The sequence below is a fragment of the Streptomyces sp. NA02950 genome, assembly GCF_013364155.1.
Taxonomy (GTDB): domain Bacteria; phylum Actinomycetota; class Actinomycetes; order Streptomycetales; family Streptomycetaceae; genus Streptomyces.
Genome location: NZ_CP054916.1, coordinates 8,203,750 through 8,219,965, shown reverse-complemented (window position 1 = coordinate 8,219,965; position 16,216 = coordinate 8,203,750). Strand labels below are relative to the sequence as shown.

Sequence of the window (16,216 nt, the reverse complement as noted above, 5' to 3'; positions counted from 1 at the left end):
CGTGTCCCGTGACACCGGCGGATTCCCGGTTCAGGAGTCCCCGAACGGTGACTACGAGTACCGTTGTGTCATGCCTGCCGCTCATCCCGGCAGCAGCGAAGCCGACAGCCGTCGCAACCGCAGGAGAGCCTCATGGTCTCGAGCCCTGTCCTCACCGGTGTTTCCGGTCCGTCCCGCTCCGCCCGTGTGCAGGCCCTGCGCGACGCGCTGGCGAGCCGCGTGGTGGTGGCCGACGGTGCCACCGGCACGATGCTCCAGTCGCTGGAGCCCACGTTGGAGGACTTCACCGGGCTGGAGGGCTGCAACGAGGTCCTCAGCGTCAGCCGCCCCGATCTCGTCGACTCCGTCCACGTCGCCTATCTGGACGCGGGCGTCGACTGCATCAAGACCAACACCTTCGGCGGCAACTACTCCGCGCTCGCCGAGTACGACATCGCCGACCGCGTCTTCGAGCTGTCCGAGGCCAGCGCCCGGATCGCCCGCGCCGCCGCCGACCGCGCCGCCGAGGCGAGCGGGCAGCAGCGCTGGGTGCTGGGCTCGATGGGCCCCGGTACCAAGCTGCCGACGCTGGGCCATCTGCCGTACATCACGCTGCGTGACGCCTATCAGGCGAGCGCCGAGGGACTGATCGGCGGGGGCACCGACGCGCTGCTGGTGGAGACCTCCCAGGACCTGTTGCAGGCGCGGTCCGCCGTGCTCGGCGCCCGCCGGGCGATGGACAAGCTCGGGGCGGACATCCCGCTGATCTGCTCGGTGACGGTGGAGACCACCGGCACGATGCTGCTGGGCTCGGAGATCGGTGCCGCGCTGACCGCTATGGAGCCGCTGGGCATCGACATGATCGGGCTGAACTGCGCCACCGGCCCGGCCGAGATGAGCGAGCATCTGCGCTATCTCGCCCGCACCTCACGTGTGCCGCTGTCCTGTATGCCGAATGCCGGGCTGCCGATCCTCACCAAGGACGGCGCCCGTTATCCGCTCACCCCGGCCGAGTTGGCGGAGGCGCAGGAGACCTTCGTCCGCGACTACGGTCTCTCCCTGGTCGGTGGCTGCTGCGGTACCACGCCTGAGCATTTGCGTCAGGTCGTGGAGCGTGTGCGGGGAATGGTCCCGGCCGAGCGTGAGCCGCGGCCCGAGGCGGGTGCCGCCTCGCTCTACCAGACCGTTCCGTTCCGGCAGGACACCTCGTATCTGGCCATCGGGGAGCGGACGAACGCCAACGGGTCGAAGAAGTTCCGGGAGGCCATGCTCGAGGGCCGCTGGGACGACTGTGTGGAGATGGCCCGTGAGCAGATCCGCGAAGGCGCCCACCTGCTCGACCTGTGCGTGGACTACGTCGGCCGGGACGGTGTGGCCGACATGGAGGAGCTGGCGGGGCGTTTCGCCACCGCCTCCACCCTGCCGATCGTGCTGGACTCCACCGAGGTCGAGGTGATCCGGGCGGGGCTGGAGAAGCTGGGTGGCCGCGCGGTCATCAACTCCGTCAACTACGAGGACGGCGCGGGACCGGATTCGCGGTTCGCCAAGGTGACCCGGCTCGCCCAGGAGCACGGCGCCGCGCTCATCGCGCTGACCATCGATGAGGAGGGCCAGGCCCGTACCGTCGAGAAGAAGGTCGAGATCGCCGAGCGGATCATCGCCGATCTGACCGGTGACTGGGGCATCCGTGAGGAGGACATCCTCATCGACTGTCTGACCTTCACCATCTGCACCGGGCAGGAGGAGTCCCGCAAGGACGGTATCGCCACCATCGGGGCCATCCGCGAACTCAAGCGCCGCCACCCCGAGGTCCAGACCACCCTGGGTCTGTCGAACATCTCCTTCGGCCTCAACCCGGCCGCCCGGATCCTGCTCAACTCCGTCTTCCTGGACGAGTGCGTGAAGGCGGGCCTGGACTCCGCCATCGTCCACGCCTCGAAGATCCTGCCCATCGCGCGGTTCGACGAGGAGCAGGTCACCACCGCCCTGGATCTGATCCACGACCGCCGCGCCGAGGGCTATGACCCGCTCCAGAAGCTCATGGAGCTGTTCGAGGGCGCCACCGCCTCCTCGCTGAAGGCCGGCAAGGCCGAGGAGCTGGCCGCCCTTCCGCTGGAGGAGCGCCTCAAGCGCCGCATCATCGACGGTGAGCGCAACGGCCTCGAGCAGGATCTCGATGCCGCGCTCGAGGAGCGGCCGGCCCTGGACATCGTCAACGAGACGCTGCTGGACGGGATGAAGGTGGTCGGTGAGCTGTTCGGGTCCGGCCAGATGCAGCTGCCGTTCGTGCTCCAGTCCGCCGAGGTCATGAAGACCGCCGTGGCCCACCTGGAACCGCATATGGAGAAGTCCGACGCGGAGGGCAAGGGCACCATCGTGCTGGCCACCGTCCGCGGTGACGTCCATGACATCGGCAAGAACCTCGTGGACATCATCCTGTCCAACAACGGCTACAACGTGGTCAATCTCGGTATCAAGCAGCCGGTCTCCGCGATCCTGGAGGCCGCCGAGGAGAACCGCGCGGATGTCATCGGCATGTCCGGGCTGCTGGTGAAGTCCACGGTGATCATGAAGGAGAACCTGGAGGAGCTCAACCAGCGCAAGCTGGCCGCCACCTACCCGGTCATCCTCGGCGGCGCCGCCCTCACCCGGGCCTACGTCGAACAGGACCTCCACGAGATCTACGAAGGCGAGGTGCGCTACGCCCGCGACGCCTTCGAGGGCCTGCGCCTCATGGACGCCCTCATCGCGGTGAAGCGCGGTGTCCCCGGCGCCAAGCTGCCCGAGCTCAAGCAGCGCCGGGTCCCCCGCCGCGACGCCGCCCAGGTGCGTGAGCCGGAGCCGGACCAGGGGCCGGCGCGCTCCGACGTGGCCACCGACAACCCGGTGCCCACGCCGCCCTTCTGGGGCACCCGCGTGGTCAAGGGCATCCAGCTCAAGGAGTATGCGAGCTGGCTGGACGAGGGCGCGCTGTTCAAGGGCCAGTGGGGGCTGAAGCAGGCCCGCACCGGCGACGGACCGACCTACGAGGAACTCGTCGAGACCGACGGCCGTCCGCGGCTGCGTGGTCTGCTGGACAAGCTGCACACCGAGAACCTGTTGGAGGCGGCCGTCGTCCATGGCTACTTCCCCTGTGTCTCCAAGGGCGATGACCTGGTCCTGCTCAACGAGGACGGCAGCGAGCGCACCCGCTTCACCTTCCCCCGCCAGCGCCGCGGCCGCCGCCTGTGCCTGGCCGACTTCTTCCGGCCCGAGGAATCCGGCCAGACCGACGTCGTCGGCCTCCAGGTCGTCACCGTCGGCTCCCGGATCGGCGAAGCCACCGCCGAACTCTTCGAGGCCAACTCCTACCGCGACTACCTCGAACTCCACGGCCTGTCCGTCCAGCTCGCCGAGGCCCTCGCCGAGTACTGGCACGCCCGCGTCCGCGCCGAACTGGGCTTCGCCGGAGAGGACCCGGGCGAGATCGAGGACATGTTCGCGCTGAAGTACCGCGGCGCCCGCTTCTCCCTCGGCTACGGCGCCTGCCCCGACCTGGAGGACCGCGCCAAGATCGCCGAACTCCTCCAGCCCGAGCGCATCGGCGTGAAGCTCTCCGAAGAGTTCCAGCTGCACCCGGAGCAGTCCACGGACGCCATCATCATCCACCACCCCGAGGCCAAGTACTTCAACGCACGGTAGCCGCCTTCAATGCGCGGTAGCCACCGCCCGCCGCCACGCTCTCAGGTCACCCGGAAGATCTGGGCGGCGAGGTCGTCGGCGATGTCCAGGTGTTCCGCGGGCGGGACGTCCTGCGCCTTGCGGCCCGGCCAGAAGCATTCGACGTACCCCTCACGGGTGAGGTAGTTCGCCGGAGGTTCGGAGACGGCCCCCACGGTGGCGGAGACCTCGTACGCGGTCACCACCTCCGGGACGCGGGAGGGTGCGTCGATCGCGGTGATGGTGCCGTTGTCGGCCTTGAGCACCGCGATGGCGGCCACTCCCCTGGCCTCCGGACTGGTCGGGCCCGGGTCGGGAAAGTCGGGGTCGAGGTCGAGGTAGGACGCGATGTGCAGGGCGTACGGGGCAAGGCCGGTGGCCCGTTCCACCTGGTCGAGGATGCCGCCACCGGCCGTCCGGGCGCCCACTTCGATGACGGCCGGCTCATGCCCGTCCTGCCGCCGGATCTCGACATGGGCCAGACCCCGGTCGAGCCCGATCGCCTGACAGGCCCTGACGGCCAGGTCACGCAGCTCCGTATCGTCCGTGTGAACACTCGGCACCCGGTGTCCGATCTCGGCGAAGTGCGGACGCGGGCCCAGCGCCTTGTCCACGACGGCCAGCACCTCACGCCGGTCGCCGTGGTTGAGCACCTCCACGGACACCTCTTCGGTGAGGTCGCAGAACTCCTCGACCTGAACACTTCGGTTGACGACGGAGAAGGTGGCGGCGTTGCGGTCGATGATCTCCATGACGTACCGGAAGGCCTCCTGGGCCTCGGCCGTGGAGCCGACCAGGCGTACGCCCAGGCTGCCGCCGAACGCGGCGGGCTTGATCACACACGGCAGTCCCAGCTCGGCGACGGCCGCCGCCACCTCGGCGGCGCCCGCGACCTTGACGTAGCGCGGTGTCCGCACCCCGGCGGCCCGCAGCACGTCCTTCATCCGGTCCTTGTTGATGGAGGAGTTCTCGATCGCCTCCCGGGAGAGGTACGGGACCCCGTAGTGCTCGGCGATGGCGAAGCCCGCCCAGAGGCCGCCGTCGATGAAGGGGACGACGGCCGCCGGGCGCAGCCCGGTCTCCCGCTCGAACGCCTGGACCGCTTCGAGGGCCGCCCGTGGGGCGAAGGGGTCTCCGGTGATGATGTGATCGAAGAACTTGGCCGAGCGCGCGCCGGGGGCGGCGAAGATGGTGGCGATCGGTCCCGGGAACAGGCGGATCGCGGACACCAGCGCCCGCTCCCGCAGAGCCATATGTGCCCCGATCGCCAGGAGGTAGCCATCGGAACGGGCAGGGGTGTGGGTCATGTCCGCCTTCCGAGCGGGCACCGACGGTGCGGAGACCGGCGCCATCTGTCAGATCGTCAGCCGAGTCTACGGCGCGTGACATATCGAGTCGAGGACGCCACGACATCCGTGATCTGCGTCAACTGCCTTTGTATGCTGCCCATATGGACCACTCAACGAGTCCGTCGACGACCACCGGCTGCTTCACGGATCCCCTGGGCGGTCTGGACGACACCACGTGGGACGAACTGGCTGCCGACCGCTTCTACTCCTCGGCTCTGTGGCTGCGGCTGTGCGCGCTGGAGCCCGGCGGTGTGTCGGGGGCGGTCCACACCCGGCTCACGGGCGGCGGACGGGCCGCGGTACCGGTCTCCGCGGTGACGGGCGAACAGAACACCAACTACCGCTGGAGCGATGTGCTGGCCCGGCACGGCCTCCCCCAGCCCCCGCCGCAGGGCATCCTGGTGGGCCAGCGGCGTGGCTATCTCGCCCATCTGCTCACCGGGCCGCGCGCCACCCCGGACGCTTCGCACACCGCTGACGCGGCCGGGGGCCTGCTGGCGGGGGTCCGCGCGGCCGGTTCCCCGCTGGAGGACACCCGCACCCGGGTGGCGATGTACTTCACCAGCGAGGACGTGGCCGCGCTGCGCTCCGCCGGGGTGGACACCCTGCCGGTCGTGCTGGCCGCGGACGCGGCGATCGACGTACCGGAGGGCGACCGGGACGCCTGGCTGGCCTCGCTGACCTCCAAGCGGCGGCAGACGGTGCGCCGGGAACTGTCCGACTTCGAGCGCGCCGGGTACCGGGTGGAGCACCATCCGCTGCCCGAGGTGTACGGCGACGTGGCCCGGCTGGCGGCCGGGACCCAGCGGCGGTACGGCCATGCGGTGGACCTGGAGGCGTTCACCGAGGGCTTCCGCCGCCACGGCGAGCTGGCGGGCGAGGTCGCCGAGGTGCTGTTGCTGCGCGATCCGGACGACGGGGCCGCGGTCGGCTGCTGTATGTACTGCCGCAGCGGCGACACGGTGTACGCCCGGGCCGTGGGGTTCGACTATCCGAGGCTGCGTGGCGCGGCGGAGTACGCCAACCTCACGTACTACCGGCTGCTGGGCCTGCCGGGGGTACGCCGCCTGCATCTGGGGATGTCCTCACCCGGCGCCAAGGTGCTCCGGGGCGCCCGGCTGAGCCCCCTGTGGCTGCTGGATCTGTCGGAGGACAGTGTGCTGCGCGGCCATGACGACGCGGTCCGGGCGCACAACCGTGCCTTCGCCGAGGAGCTGCGCGAGTCCGTCCCGGCGGTCAAGGGCGCGCTGGACGAGGACGAGTGGACGGTGTACGCCTGACACGTCGGCCGGAAGGGCCGCACCGGTTTCCGTGGCGGGGTCAGACGGTGTCGCTCTCGATCCCGACCGGCTGGGCGGTCCGCGCGGGGGCCGTGGGTGTCTGACCGGTGAAGCGCCGCGCGGGCGGCAGGGCCAGCACCAGCAGCACGCTCAGCACATGCCAGCCCGCGCCGAACAGCAGGACGTTGTCGGCACCGACGGAGTCCGCCACCGAGGCGGCGACCGCGAGGCCGAGCGGTGCGAGCGCGTAGGAGCACAGGGTGCTGAGCGAGGTGATCCGGGCCATCACCTCGGCCGGGACGTTGCGTTGCAGGGTCGACGACCAGACGGCGTTGAAGACGGCGGAGCCGGTACCGGCGAGCAGTGCGCCTCCGGCGATCACGGCCAGCGGCAGGTCCAGAGCGAGGGCCAGCAGCGGCAGCGCCCAGGTCACATGGAAGGCGGTGAGCACCACCAGGGGCCGGGCGGGGGTGCGGCCCATGATGACCGGTCCGGTGGCCACCGCGCCGATACCCAGCGCGGTGAGCACGATCCCCCAGCCGTCCGCGCCGCCGAAGCGCTCCTTGGCGAGCGCCGGGCCGAGCACGATGAGCGGTGCGTAGACGACCGAGTTGAACAGGGCGAACCGTGCGCTGGTGATCCAGATCCAGGGGCGTGACCGCCAGGCGTGCCAGCCGTCGGCGAGGTCGCGCAGCGGTGAGGGGCGTTCCTTCCCCCGTTTCGCGGGCACCCTGATGGAGGCGAGGGTGACCGCGCTGACAGCGAAGGTGAACGCGTCGATGGCCAGGACGGCGCCGGGTTCCAGCGCGGCGGCGACGGCACCCGCCGCGGCAGGCCCCAGCACCCGGCCGATGTCCCTGGCCAGCCCGAGGTAGGTGTTGGCGTCGTGCAGATCGTCGACCGGGACCAACTGCGGGGTCAGCCCGCCGAGGGCGGGCATGTAGAACCCTGCCGCCGCGTTCTGCACCATGTACAGGATGACCAGCCAGTACAGCGGTGGGTGCCCGAACAGGATGAGGGCGGCGAACGACGCCTCCCCGGCACAGCGGACGGTGTCGCAGCAGAGCATCACCGTACGGCGGCTGAAACGGTCCGCGATCACTCCGCCGACCAGCAGACAGCAGACGTTGGCGGCGACCCCGGCGGTCAGGACGTTGCCGAGCCCGGCGGCGGAGTGGCCGCTGTCCAGTACGGCGAACGCCACTCCGACGGCCTCCATGCCGGTACCGAACAGGGAGGCGAAGTAGCCGATGGAGAAGCGCCGGAACCGGGGGTCGCGCAGCAGCCGGGTCGAGGCCGTCCACCTCTTCATGGGTACTCCTGCCGGGTTGTGCCGTGAGTTCGCCGGATCGCCGGGCGGGCGCCGGTGCGGTGGTCAGGGGCGTCCGCACGCCCGGACCACCTGACCCACGAAGGCGTACTCGGCGCTGTCGGGGGCCAGGTCGATGATGAGGTCGGTGACGCCCAGGGACCGGCACGACATCAGCCATGCGGCCACCTGGTCCACCGAGCCGACCAGTTTCGGCGCGTCGATCCCCCGCGCCGGTGCCCCGTACCAGAGGCGTTCGTCGTGGGTCTCCTCCTCCTCGGCGAGGGCGTAACTGGCGAGGTGCTCGCTGGAGACCACCTGGGACATGAACATCCGCCCGGCGACCTGCTGCCGCCGGTCGGGTGCGCTGAGGCGGCGGGCGGCCGCCCACGCCTCGTCCTCGGTGTTCCGGGCCACCACACCCACGAGCATGGAGACCCGGTCCACGTTCTGTTCCTCGCGGGCCCGGCCGACGCTCTCGGCGAGCGCGATCCGTGGCCGGGCCATCATCAGCACGCAGTCGGCCGGGACGAGGCCCGGGGTGGCGGAGGAGGGGGTGACGAGCAGGGGGTGTCCGGTGGCGGGGTCGCACCGCTGGTCCAGTTCTTCCCTCAACCGCTCGGCGTAGCGGCCCAGTTCGGCGCGTGCCGCGACCTTGTCACCCCGGTCGTCGGCCGTGGCGCGGGAGGGGCGGGTGGCTCCGGCGACCACATTGACGTGGGTGGGGCGGCCGAAGCGGTAGCCGAGGTCGGCGACGCGGCGCGCCACCGACTCCGCGCTCTCCTGGTGGGGGCGGACGGCGACGACGGGTTCGAGCGCGGTGGAGGCCGCGAGCACGTCGAAGGCGGCGAGCCAGGGGTCCATGGCGACCGGGAAGTCGTAGACGAAGGCCCCGGTGACCCCGATCGCCTCGGCGGCGTCCATATAGGCCGTGAGCCGCCCGAGGTAGACCGAGGGCTTCAGTCTGCCGCCGTAGCCGAACTGCGCGGAGTGCGGCGGGACGATGAAGCTCAGTGTGAGCGGCCACGACGGCACGGGCGGTCCCCTTCTTCCGGCTCGGTGGGTGTCATCCGGGGCCACCCACCGGCGGTCTGATCTCCCGCACCGCCACCGGGACTCCGCCGTCGGGCCACATGGTGGCCACGCCGGTGGGCCGGACCGTGCTCCTGACCGGTGCGAGGTCGGCGCGGCGGGCCAACTCGGCGATGAGCAGCTTCAGTTCGAGCTCGGCGAAGGCGTATCCGATGCACCGGCGGTAGCCCCCGCCGAAGGGGACGAAGCTGTAGGGAACGGGTTCGCGGTAGTCCGGGGCGGCGGTGTTCCAGCGCTCCGGGCGGAACTGGAGCGGGTCGGTCCACAGGCGGGGCATCCGGTGGGTGACGTACTGGGAGTAGAGCACCCTGGCACCCCTGGGGACGAGGTGTCCGCCGAACTCGAAGTCCTCCACCGAGGTCCTTCCGGTGAGCACTCCGGGGGTGTACAGGCGCAGGATCTCGGAGACGGTCCAGCCGATGTAGTCCATCCTGCCCACGAGTTCCGCGCTGAGCGGCTCGTCTCCCGCGGCCCGCGCCACCTCGTCCCGGACACGGCGCAGCACCTCGGGGTGTTTCAGCAGGGCGTACACCGCCCATCCGGCCGCCGAGCTGCTGGAGTCGTAGCCCGAGGCGATGAGGCTGATGACCTGGTCGCGCACCTCGAGGTCGGCGAGGTGGTCGCCCTCGAAGTACGACTCGAGCAGGGCGTCGAGAACATCGCCCTGGTCGTTGGGTTCGGCCCGCCGGTTGGCGATCTCCGCCCGTACGTAACGGTCGACGCGCTCGCGTGCGGCCATGGCGCGGCGGTAGGCGGTGCCGGGCAGATCGTGGTCGAAGCGCAGGAACGGGGAGCGGTTGATGTAGTTCAGCGCTGTCTGGAGTTCACGGCCGATCTCGTCGGTGTGCGCCTTCAGCCGGTCGCCGAAGAGGGAACGGATCGCGATCCGCCGGATGCAGGAGCGCACATCGGCGAAGGCGTCCACGGTGTGTCCGGGCCGCCATCCGTCGATCATGCGGTGGATCTCGTTCACCATGACCGGGACATAGCCCTCGATGCGCTTGCGGACGAAGGCGGGGCGGACCAGCGCCCGGCGGCGCCGGTGGTCCTCACCGTCGCTGACGACCATGGCGTTGGCGCCGACCACCGGGATGAGCAGGGTGAGGACGTCGCGGGAGAGGAACCTGGGGTTGCGCGGGGAGTCGGTGAGCAGCAGTTCGTTGGCCTCGGCGCCGAAGAGCAGTACGTACTTCTGGCCGCCGACGCCGAACGCGCACACCGGACCGTAGCCGCGGTGCAGTTCGAGCAGGGCGTCGTAGGGCTTGCCGAGCAGCCCTTTGAGGTAGCGGAGGTGGCCGAGCGGGGTGGGGCCCGGCAGCCGGTTCACCAGGGTCCTGGTGCGGGCGCTGCCCATGGCCGCTCCTCTTCCGTCCCGGCCGGTGCCACCGGTCGTCCCGCGCGGGGCAGCCGGGGCAGTCCGAGGTCGTCGTAGAGCGCCCGCACCAGTGCGTAGCGGCGGGCGAAGGTCCGTACGTCGTCGAGCCGGCCGTTCCAGTACACCGCCACCACCAGGTCGAACAGCGGGTCGACCAGCAGTGTGGAGGTGTTGCCGCCCGCGTGGCCGAAGGTCCGTGCGGAGGTGCGGCGGCCGAAGACGGCCGGGAGGGTCATCACCCCGAGGCCGTAGGGGAAGTCGGTGTCGCAGATGGAGCGGTCGGGCGAACCGGGCCAGTGGGTGGCGGTCAGCGCCTCCACCGTGGCGGGCCCGACGAGCGGAACACCCTGGTGGACGCCCTTCATCAGCAGCACTTCGCCGACGACGCGCAGATCCCGTACGGCGCCCCAGACGCCGACTCCGGGCAGCGGGAGCGCGCTGGCCAGCCGCAGGTAGGCCAAGCCCTCCGCCTGGTCGGCCGAGGCGGTGACGGTGACCTGGCGGTCGGCGGGTACGCCGGGGTCGAGGCCGAGCGTGGCGGTGAGGCCGAGGCGGCCGAGGAGGTCGCGGTAACTGTCCCCGGACCGGCCGCCGGTGAGGGTGGTGAGCAGCCGGTCCAGCACGTACCAGGTGGTCACCGGGTTGTAGACCATGGCGGCGCCGGGCAGTGGCCCGGTGGTGGCGTCGCAGATCACCGCCCAGATCAGCGCGTCGATATCGGACCAGGTGAACGCGGAGAGATCGGTGTCCCCGGTGTTCACGGCCAGCACCGGGTCCGGCATGCCCAGTGTGTGGGTGAGCAGATCGCGGACCCTGACCCGTTCCTTGCCACCGCCGGTGAACTCCGGGAGCACCGTGGACACCGGGGTGTCGGGGTCGACGGCGCCGGACTCCCACGCCCGGCCGAAGGCCAGGGCGCCGACCGGTTTGGAGGAGCAGGTCCAGGGGACGAAGGTGTCGGTGGTCATCGGGTGGCCCGCGCCGTTGTCGCCGACGGCGAGGTCCATCACCCGGCCCCGGCAGGAGACCGAGAGCTGCACCCCGGTCTCGATTCCGCGGTCGATCTCCGCGTCGAACAGCCGTCGCACCGCACTGAGGTCGAGCTCCGTGGTCACGGTCATGAGCACGCGGCTCCCGGGGTGGTGGAGAAGACCATCTCGTAGACATCGCGGGGGGTCGCGGTGTCCCAGCGGGCCACCAGCTCCGCCTCCACATCGGCGGGGAGGTCGACACCGAGGTCGTCGAGCCAGGCCAGGACGGCGAAGTCACCGGCGGTCAGCCGGCTCAGCGGGGTGGTCTCGTAGTCCGGCGCACCGGCGGTGGCGAGCAGCGGGCGGACGAATTCCTCGAACGTGGGTACGTGGGCGCTCATCCCGTGGTGTCTCCCATCTGGTGGGGGGGTGGTGGCGGCGCGGCCGCCGCGCGGCGTCAGGCCCGCTCGCCCAGCAGGGAGCGGACGGCGGCCTCCAGCGACGGCAGGTGTTCGAAGGTCTCCCGCACCAGCAGCTCATCGGGGAACTGCACGCCGAAGAGCTCCTCGAGGGTGATGACCAGTTCGATCGCGGACATCGAGTCCAGGCCGACGTCGGGCAGCCTGACGGTGGCCCAGTCCACGTCGGGCGGCACGTTCCGCAGGTGGCTGTTGAGTGTCTCCACCAGTCGATCGGTGATGGCCGGACCGGTGGTGTCGATACCGCTCAAGAGACCCCCCTCTCTCAGTGCGACGCACCTGTGTTCCATCGAGTCCCAGGAGGCTCAACAGCCTTGTCTCGCAACGGCCTTGGGCCATTCCGCAGGCGGCGAATGGGAGTACAGTAAGCGCGCGATCTACCCGCTGCAAGCACGGGGCGACGGGCGCGTCGGACGCCCGGCCCGCGGAACCGGGGCATCCGCCGAGGGGCACCATCACGGCTGCCGCGGGCGACGAACCAGGAACGGACGCTGCGACGTGATCGAGCGCATTCTCCGCCGGGCCGCCGAGCGGTTCGGCACACCGCTCTACGTCTACGATCTCGCCGAACTGCGGGGCCGGGTGGCGGATCTGCGGTCGGCCCTCCCCGCGTCGGCCGGGCTGTTCTACTCGCTCAAGGCCAACCCCCATCCGTCGGTCGCCGCCGAACTCCGGCGGGCCGGATGCCGGGCCGAGGTCTCCTCTCCCGGGGAGCTGGCCGCGGCGCTCGAGGCCGGATACCGCCCGCGGGACGTCCTGTACACGGGCCCGGGCAAATCCCCCGCCGAGATCGAGGAGGCGCTCGCGCGGGACGTGAGGTGGTTCTCCTGTGAGTCGGCCGCCGAACTGCGCCGTCTCGGCCGTGCGGTGGCCGGATCCGGACGTACGGCGGAGGTGCTGCTCCGGCTCCAGCCGCCGACCGGGACCAAGGCGGGGCTGTCCATGGGCGACGGCCGCCAGTTCGGGTTCACGCCCGAGGACGCCGCACACGCGTGCGCCGTACTGCCGCGCGGGATCGCGCTCCGCGGCTGCCATGTGTATCTCGGGTCGCAGTTCCCGGATGTCACCGCCCTGCTGGAGGGATTCGCCACCGCCAAGAACACCATCGAGCGGGTCAGCGGAATGGCGGGGATCACCCCCGGTGTGGTCGACCTGGGCGGCGGCTTCCCCTGGCCGTACGCCACGGCCGGGACGGGTCCAGCGCTGACCGGACTGCGGGCGGGGCTGGGCAGGTTGCTGTCCGACTGGGCCACCGGCCCGGCGCCCGAGGTGCACTTCGAGTCCGGCCGCCGCCTGGTCGCGTCGGCGGGCCGTCTGGTCACCACGGTGCGGGACGTCAAGGAGCGCCCCGAGGGCACGGTGGTGGTGCTGGACGCCGGGATCAATGTGCTGGGCGGGATGAGCGGACTGGGCCGGGTGCTGAGGCCGACCACGGGTTTCCTCCCGCTCGTGGTTGATGGGGAGGCTCTCCCTGCTGGGCACCGTGAACCGGTCACCGCCGATGTGGTCGGGCCGCTGTGCACACCGCTGGACCGGCTGGCCGTCCGGGCGTCGTTGCCCGCCCCGCGCGAGGGCGATCTGCTGTACGTGCCCAACGTGGGCGCGTACGGGCTGAGCGCGAGCCTGGTCCGTTTCCTGAGCCGTCCCGCGGTGGTGGAGGCGGTCTACGACGGGGAGCGGTGCGTCGGGGCGTGGCGGTCGGTCACCACCTCGGTGGCGGTGGAGTAGCGGGCACGCGTGCGGCGGTCAGGCGGACGGTTTCGCCCGCGTCCACTGCTGGTTGGTGGAGACCGCGCACTCCCACATCTGCAACGGGGTACCGGGGTCGCTGTAGCCGTTGAACGCGTCGACACAGGTTCCGTGCTGCCGGATGGTGCCGTCGCCCTCGAGCTGCCACCGCTGCCGGTCCCCGCCGCCGCACGAGGCGATGACGACCGGTGTCCCCAGCGCGCCTTCCGTACCCATCGCCGTCACACAGGTGTCGCCGTACACCCGCAGCTCTCCGGCGTCCGTGTAGGTGAACTTCTGACCGCTCGATCCCGAACAGGGCGCGAGGCGCAGCTGCATGCCCTCCTGGTACGGCACATCGACACAGAGCCCCGATCGGACCCCGACATAGGCGTAGGCGGCGGGGCCGGGTGCCCGGGTGGGCGTGGGCTTGGGGGACTTCGACGCCGTGGGGGCGGCACCTTTGTGCCCGGCCTTCGGGGACCGCGTGGCGGAAGGGCGGGCCGAGTGCGACGGCCGGTGGCTGGTGGGCGAGGTCGCGACGGTGGGAGCGGTGGCCCGGGGCAGGGTGGGCACCCGTGTCGCGGTGCGGGTGGGCGACGCGGTGTCTCGTCTCTCCTGGTCCGGGTAGAGGAGGAAGGCGGCGGTGGCGGTGGCGCCGATCAGGACGGCGGCCACGATCCACAGCCGCCCGGTCCCGCGGGCCGCGCGACCGCCGGCATCCGGTGTGCCCTCGGGCTGCGCTTCCGGGGCGCCCGAGGGCCGTATGCGCTCCTGGTCGAACGCGGCCACGACAGCGGGATCGGGTGTGGTCGAGCCCGAGGGCAGGAAGACGGAGGCCCGGAAAGCCGGATCGCCATCGCCTCCCGGGGCGTCCGGCGCGGCGCCGGGTCCCCGGCCGTCCGGTGCGGCGCCGGACGGCCCCTCGCACCCTGCGGTGCCGGAGCATGACGGGTCATCGCAGAATCGACACGTCGTCATGGAGGGCGCCTCTTCTCGGTCTTGCGGTGGTGCCGGATCGAGTGGCCTTTGTACCAGGTCACCGCCGGTAGGCCCAGGGACGGCGACAGGATCGTCGCACCGGATCGCGCTGGGAGTTCCCGGGCCTTGTCCGGCGGCGGGTCCGGCACCGTTCCCGCGGGCGGGGACGATCCGGCGGCGCGCCCGTCCACGTCCCGGCGGCGGCCCTCGCCCGCGTGGGAGGATTCCGGGGCGGGTGGTGTACGTGGGCTGTATCCGTGACGGAGGACGTAGCGTTCATGCGTGATGAGAAGATCGGCGAATTCCTGACCCAACTCGCCGCCCGGGTACCGGCGCCCGGTGGCGGCGCCGTCGCCGCGCTGCACGCGGCGCAGGCCGCGGCGCTGCTCGGAATGGTGGCCCGCTACAGCACGGGTGAGAAGTACGCCGAGCACCAGGACATCGTCGAGTGGGTCACGTCCGAGTCGGACCGGTTGCGGGACGAGGCGCTGCGGCTGGCGGAGGCGGACGCGGCGGCGTTCACGGCGGTGTCCGAGGCGTACGGGCTGCCGAAGGACACCGATGAGGCGAAGGCCGCGCGTTCGGCGGCGATCGCGCGGGCGCTGGCCGAGGCGGGCAGACCACCGGCCGAGGTGATCGAGGTGGCGCAGGTGGTGGTCGAACTGGCCGAGGAGCTACTGCCGGTCGGCAACCCCAATGTCATCACCGATGTGGCCGCCGCGTCGGAGGCCGCGCGGGCCGCGGCCACCACGGCCCGGGTCAATGTCGAGATCAACCTCGGCGGTGTACGGGACGAGCTCGTCTACGGGGAGCTGACCGCGGCGGCGGCGAGGGTGCCCACTCTGGTGGCGCGGGCGGAGCGGGTGACCACCGCCGTGCGCGAGCGGATCGCCGCATGAGCGCCACGGTGCTTACCGGCAAGGAGCTGTCGGCCGCGATCCGTGCCGGGACCGCCGACCGCGCGGCGGCGCTGACCGCCGCCGGTACGGAACCCAGGCTGGCAGTCGTGGTGGCCACCGCGGACGAGTCCAGCGCGTGGTACGTCCGGTCGATCGCCAGGGCGGCCGGGAAGGCCGGTATCACCTGCGACATCGTCGACCTGGGAGCCACGGCCGCGCCAAAGACCATCCGGGCGCGGCTGGCGGAGCTGTCCGCCGATGACCGGGTGCACGGCATCATCCTCCAGACCCCGCTGCCCGCGGGCGCCTCGCTCCAGGAGCTGGCCGGGGCCATCGCGTTCGAGAAGGACGTCGACGGGGCCAACCCGGTGTCCCTGGGGCGGCTGGCCGCCGGGCTGCCCGCGTTCGCCCCGGCGACGGCCGAGGCGGTGGTGCGCGTCCTGGAACACCACGGGGTCGAACTCACCGGGCGCCATGTCGCTGTCGTCGGCCGCTCGATGGTGGTCGGCAAGCCCGTGGCCCATCTGCTGCTGAACGCCAACGCCACGGTCACCGTGTGTCATTCGCGCACCCGGGAGCCGGCCGCGGTCACCTCGGCGGCGGACGTGGTGGTGGCCGCCGTCGGCCGGGCCGGAATGATCACGGCCGACCATGTCGCACCCGGCGCCGTGGTGATCGACGTGGGCACCAACCCCACCGAGGACGGCGGACTGACCGGTGACGTCGACGCCACCGCCGTCAGCGGGAAGGCGGGGGCGCTGACTCCCGTGCCCGGCGGTGTGGGGCCGGTGACCACCGCCCTGCTACTGAGCCACACCGTCCAGGCCGCGGGCGGCTGACCGCGGCGGTGGACACGGGCGGCGCCGCGATGCCGAAGGCGGCGGCCCGTGTGGGCTTGAACCCGTGTCAATGGTTTTCGGCTATTCCCGAAACCCGGAAAACACCGGCCACGCGTCGCCGCCCCCACCCGTGAACCACTGTTCACGATCGGAGCCGTCGGTCGCACCACCGCGGCGTCAGGGCCGGTGTCGAGCCGGAGACGGATGCGCGGCCGGCGCGGGATGGGGTGGATCGC

At 71.5% G+C, this 16,216-nt stretch carries 13 protein-coding genes; 5 read left to right on the top strand and 8 right to left on the bottom strand.

Annotated features, from left to right (window positions below):
• Nucleotides 1-132: 132 nt before the first annotated feature.
• The gene (gene metH, locus HUT19_RS35540; protein ID WP_176184557.1) at nucleotides 133-3,660 is read left to right on the top strand and encodes a methionine synthase; all 3,528 of its coding nucleotides are present in this window, start codon (nucleotides 133-135) and stop codon (nucleotides 3,658-3,660) included.
• A gap of 41 nt (nucleotides 3,661-3,701) precedes the next feature.
• On the opposite strand, the gene HUT19_RS35535 is transcribed toward metH, so the two are convergent.
• On the bottom strand, nucleotides 3,702-4,985 hold the full coding sequence (locus HUT19_RS35535; protein ID WP_176184555.1) for an acetyl-CoA carboxylase biotin carboxylase subunit family protein: 1,284 nt from the start codon (nucleotides 4,983-4,985) through the stop codon (nucleotides 3,702-3,704).
• Between the two features lie 143 nt (nucleotides 4,986-5,128).
• Here HUT19_RS35535 and HUT19_RS35530 point away from each other — a divergent pair, with 143 nt between their 5' ends.
• Nucleotides 5,129-6,307, top strand: coding sequence for a phosphatidylglycerol lysyltransferase domain-containing protein (locus tag HUT19_RS35530; RefSeq protein ID WP_176184553.1), 1,179 nt, complete (start codon nucleotides 5,129-5,131; stop codon nucleotides 6,305-6,307).
• Nucleotides 6,308-6,347: 40 nt separating this feature from the next.
• Here the strand turns inward: HUT19_RS35530 and HUT19_RS35525 are convergent, their stop codons facing one another.
• From HUT19_RS35525 to HUT19_RS35500, 6 genes are all read right to left on the bottom strand, one after another.
• Nucleotides 6,348-7,619 carry an MFS transporter gene (locus tag HUT19_RS35525; protein WP_176184551.1) on the bottom strand — a complete coding sequence of 424 codons (1,272 nt, stop codon included), beginning with the start codon at nucleotides 7,617-7,619 and terminating at the stop codon, nucleotides 6,348-6,350.
• 63 nt (nucleotides 7,620-7,682) lie between these two features.
• Nucleotides 7,683-8,651 carry a hypothetical protein gene (locus HUT19_RS35520; RefSeq protein WP_176184549.1) on the bottom strand — a complete coding sequence of 323 codons (969 nt, stop codon included), beginning with the start codon at nucleotides 8,649-8,651 and terminating at the stop codon, nucleotides 7,683-7,685.
• 31 nt (nucleotides 8,652-8,682) lie between these two features.
• Nucleotides 8,683-10,062 carry a cytochrome P450 gene (locus tag HUT19_RS35515; RefSeq protein ID WP_176184547.1) on the bottom strand — a complete coding sequence of 460 codons (1,380 nt, stop codon included), beginning with the start codon at nucleotides 10,060-10,062 and terminating at the stop codon, nucleotides 8,683-8,685.
• Nucleotides 10,032-11,204: a serine hydrolase gene (locus HUT19_RS35510; protein WP_176184545.1), complete on the bottom strand. Its 1,173-nt coding sequence runs from the start codon at nucleotides 11,202-11,204 to the stop codon at nucleotides 10,032-10,034. Before HUT19_RS35510 ends, HUT19_RS35515 begins: the two co-directional genes overlap by 31 nt.
• On the bottom strand, nucleotides 11,201-11,455 hold the full coding sequence (locus HUT19_RS35505; protein ID WP_176184544.1) for a hypothetical protein: 255 nt from the start codon (nucleotides 11,453-11,455) through the stop codon (nucleotides 11,201-11,203). Before HUT19_RS35505 ends, HUT19_RS35510 begins: the two co-directional genes overlap by 4 nt.
• 56 nt (nucleotides 11,456-11,511) lie before the next feature.
• Entirely contained in the window at nucleotides 11,512-11,784 is a 273-nt protein-coding gene (locus HUT19_RS35500; RefSeq protein ID WP_217712319.1) for a phosphopantetheine-binding protein, read from the bottom strand.
• 247 nt (nucleotides 11,785-12,031) lie between these two features.
• On the opposite strand from HUT19_RS35500, the gene HUT19_RS35495 reads away from it, so the two are divergent.
• On the top strand, nucleotides 12,032-13,261 hold the full coding sequence (locus HUT19_RS35495) for a type III PLP-dependent enzyme (protein ID WP_176184539.1): 1,230 nt from the start codon (nucleotides 12,032-12,034) through the stop codon (nucleotides 13,259-13,261).
• 18 nt (nucleotides 13,262-13,279) lie between these two features.
• On the opposite strand, the gene HUT19_RS35490 is transcribed toward HUT19_RS35495, so the two are convergent.
• The gene (locus HUT19_RS35490) at nucleotides 13,280-14,242 is read right to left on the bottom strand and encodes an RICIN domain-containing protein (RefSeq protein ID WP_176184536.1); all 963 of its coding nucleotides are present in this window, start codon (nucleotides 14,240-14,242) and stop codon (nucleotides 13,280-13,282) included.
• A gap of 278 nt (nucleotides 14,243-14,520) precedes the next feature.
• On the opposite strand from HUT19_RS35490, the gene HUT19_RS35485 reads away from it, so the two are divergent.
• Both HUT19_RS35485 and HUT19_RS35480 read left to right on the top strand, forming a co-directional pair.
• Nucleotides 14,521-15,141: a cyclodeaminase/cyclohydrolase family protein gene (locus HUT19_RS35485; RefSeq protein WP_176184534.1), complete on the top strand. Its 621-nt coding sequence runs from the start codon at nucleotides 14,521-14,523 to the stop codon at nucleotides 15,139-15,141.
• Nucleotides 15,138-15,980, top strand: a complete 843-nt coding sequence (locus tag HUT19_RS35480) for a bifunctional 5,10-methylenetetrahydrofolate dehydrogenase/5,10-methenyltetrahydrofolate cyclohydrolase (protein WP_176184532.1) — start codon at nucleotides 15,138-15,140, stop codon at nucleotides 15,978-15,980. Before HUT19_RS35485 ends, HUT19_RS35480 begins: the two co-directional genes overlap by 4 nt.
• The last annotated feature ends 236 nt before the right edge of the window (nucleotides 15,981-16,216 follow it).

What these genes read in the sequence shown, in the direction of transcription:
- metH (WP_176184557.1), top strand. Translation starts at nt 133, where the DNA reads ATGGTCTCGAGCCCTGTCCTCACCGGTGTTTCCGGTCCGTCCCGCTCC.
- HUT19_RS35535 (WP_176184555.1), bottom strand. Translation starts at nt 4,985, where the DNA reads ATGACCCACACCCCTGCCCGTTCCGATGGCTACCTCCTGGCGATCGGG.
- HUT19_RS35530 (WP_176184553.1), top strand. Translation starts at nt 5,129, where the DNA reads ATGGACCACTCAACGAGTCCGTCGACGACCACCGGCTGCTTCACGGAT.
- HUT19_RS35525 (WP_176184551.1), bottom strand. Translation starts at nt 7,619, where the DNA reads ATGAAGAGGTGGACGGCCTCGACCCGGCTGCTGCGCGACCCCCGGTTC.
- HUT19_RS35515 (WP_176184547.1), bottom strand. Translation starts at nt 10,062, where the DNA reads ATGGGCAGCGCCCGCACCAGGACCCTGGTGAACCGGCTGCCGGGCCCC.
- HUT19_RS35510 (WP_176184545.1), bottom strand. Translation starts at nt 11,204, where the DNA reads ATGACCGTGACCACGGAGCTCGACCTCAGTGCGGTGCGACGGCTGTTC.
- HUT19_RS35505 (WP_176184544.1), bottom strand. Translation starts at nt 11,455, where the DNA reads ATGAGCGCCCACGTACCCACGTTCGAGGAATTCGTCCGCCCGCTGCTC.
- HUT19_RS35490 (WP_176184536.1), bottom strand. Translation starts at nt 14,242, where the DNA reads ATGACGACGTGTCGATTCTGCGATGACCCGTCATGCTCCGGCACCGCA.
- HUT19_RS35485 (WP_176184534.1), top strand. Translation starts at nt 14,521, where the DNA reads ATGCGTGATGAGAAGATCGGCGAATTCCTGACCCAACTCGCCGCCCGG.
- HUT19_RS35480 (WP_176184532.1), top strand. Translation starts at nt 15,138, where the DNA reads ATGAGCGCCACGGTGCTTACCGGCAAGGAGCTGTCGGCCGCGATCCGT.